Genomic DNA, 2,221 nt, shown 5'->3' on the forward strand with positions numbered 1-2,221 from the left:
CATCGCAATTAGCGGGCGGGAACTGGTCGCATCTGGTGCCGTACTATCCGAAGCCACGGTGCGTATCTGGCTGCGTTACCGTGATGATATTACCACAACAAATCGCATTATCTATCAAGGTGCCAGCACCCACGGCAAGAGCTTTGCCATCGTTGCCGTTATCCCTGATCCGAAACACACCCGCCTAGAACTGCTTTGCAAGGGAGGCGTGAAATATGCCTGATATTGAAATTCCCCTGAGTGAAATCAGGCAACACTGTCGGATTGATGAAAGCGATGCCCTTGATGACGCGTTATTAATGGCTTATGCCGAGGCTTCGTTAGAAGTCTGCCAGCAACATATCGGTAAGCGGTTTGATACTGATTTGGCCTTCACGTCAGCAATCAAAGTGGGGTGTCTGCTTTATATCGGGTTGCTGTATGAAAATCGGGAAATGGCAACCGATATTGAGCTTAAAGAAGTCCCGTTCACCATTAAATCATTGTGGTCTGTTTATCGTGATGTGGGAGTCTATTGATGCCGTGGCAGCCCTTAAAACGATGTAGCTACCCACACTGCCGCGAGCGGGTGAAATCAGGCCGATGCGAGCAACACCAGCGGGAAGCCAGACGCCAGCAGGACAAGCAACGCGGCACCCGCACTCAGCGAGGTTACAGCAATCGATGGGGACGCTATCGGCTGCATTACCTGAAAGCCAATCCGTTATGTGTCCGCTGCTTACAGCAAGATGTCTACACACCTGCAAGCATTGTAGATCACATCATCCCGATACAGGGTGATTCTGATGTGCTGTTCTGGCCTGCATCGAATCATCAAGCGTTATGTCAGACCTGCCATAACCGGAAAACCGTACAGACTGACCCCATCACCAAAGCGAAGCGCAAGCAGGGCGGTTATCGACAGCAGGAAACCGAAGCAGCAAGGTATCGTGATTGGCTATCAGATGAATAATAACGAAACGAAATAACGGGGTAGGGGTATCAAAAATGACAAATGTTCCTCCCAGCGGAACCGCCCCCTCCTTCAATTTTTACGCCCGGCAGTTTTTTTGAAAATAAAACAACAAGGAAAAAAATCATGGCAAGAGCGCCAAAACCGCCAACCTACCTTAATGATATCGCCGCCAGCCAATGGAAGGCCAAAGGTAAAATTTTAAGTGAGCGGGAAGATTTGAACGCCGCAGACTGGAACAACTTAGAACTGTATTGCGTGAACTATGCCATTTACCGCAAAGCGGTGGCAGACCTTGATATCAGGGGCTTTAGCATTGTGAATAGTCAGGGTAGCGAGAGCCGAAACCCGTCATTGAGTGCTAAAGCCGATGCTGAAAAAATCATGATAAAAATGTCGTCATTGCTGGGTTTTGATCCCGTATCACGGCGTAAAAACCCGGTGGAAACCGAGGAAGAAGACGAACTGGATCGCTTATGAATGCATGGGAGCAGTACGCATTTGATATCAAAAACGGTAAAATTCCGGCCTGTAAACGGGTAAAACAGGCCGTGAAACGCTACTTTAACGACCTGAATAACCCGCTTTATCTGTTTGATTCGGCAGTTGTAGAGCGTTTTATTGCTTTTTCCCGTGTTTGTCCCCATGTCAAAGGCCATCTGCGTGGCAAACCCATCATGCTTGAACCGTGGCAACAGTTCGCTTTTGCGAATTTGTTCGGCTTCAAAGTGAAAGCGACCGGACGCCGAAAATACCGCAGTGCTTATATCCAAGTGCCACGCAAAAATGCCAAATCCACCGTTGCCGCAATACTGGCTAACTGGTTCTTGGTGATGGAACAGGGGCAGCAGGATATTTACACCGCCGCCGTGAGTCGAGATCAGGCGCGTATCGTGTTTGATGATGCCCGCCAGATGAGTTTGTTATCAAAGCCATTGAAAAAACGGGTATCTATCCAGCAACACAAAGTCACCTATCCCAAAACTAACAGCCTGCTAAAACCGCTGGCCGCCAAAGCCGCCACAATTGAGGGCACCAACCCCAGTCTGGCGATTGTCGATGAATATCATTTACACTCTGATAACGCTGTGTACTCTGCCCTTGAGTTGGGAATGGGTGCCCGTCCCGAAGGCATTTTGTTTGCCATCACCACGGCGGGCAGTAATGTTATTTCAGCCTGTAAACAGCACTACGATTATTGCTGTCAGATACTGGGCGGGGAAGAACAAAACGAATCCCTGTTTGCTCTGATTTATGAACTGGACGACG

Annotated in this window: 5 protein-coding genes; all 5 read left to right on the plus strand. The window is 48.9% G+C overall.

The annotated features are described in order from the left end of the window. A partial coding sequence (locus FE392_RS22245; protein WP_319931586.1) for a phage head closure protein occupies window positions 1-223 on the plus strand: 223 nt, incomplete at its 5' end. After that, complete coding sequence (locus FE392_RS22250; RefSeq protein WP_319931587.1) at window positions 216-518, plus strand: head-tail connector protein; 303 nt, start codon at window positions 216-218, stop codon at window positions 516-518. The genes FE392_RS22245 and FE392_RS22250, both read left to right, overlap by 8 nt. Further along, window positions 518-952 (plus strand): HNH endonuclease signature motif containing protein, encoded by a 435-nt coding sequence (locus FE392_RS22255; RefSeq protein ID WP_319931588.1) that lies wholly within the window; start codon window positions 518-520, stop codon window positions 950-952. Before FE392_RS22250 ends, FE392_RS22255 begins: the two co-directional genes overlap by 1 nt. A gap of 126 nt (window positions 953-1,078) precedes the next feature. Further along, window positions 1,079-1,432 carry a phage terminase small subunit P27 family gene (locus tag FE392_RS22260; protein WP_086954148.1) on the plus strand — a complete coding sequence of 118 codons (354 nt, stop codon included), beginning with the start codon at window positions 1,079-1,081 and terminating at the stop codon, window positions 1,430-1,432. Continuing rightward, the coding region (locus FE392_RS22265; RefSeq protein ID WP_319931589.1) for a terminase large subunit domain-containing protein at window positions 1,429-2,221 on the plus strand (793 nt) is incomplete at its 3' end. The genes FE392_RS22260 and FE392_RS22265, both read left to right, overlap by 4 nt.

The organism is Xenorhabdus santafensis (assembly GCF_033949405.1).
Classification (GTDB): Bacteria; Pseudomonadota; Gammaproteobacteria; order Enterobacterales; family Enterobacteriaceae; genus Xenorhabdus; species Xenorhabdus santafensis.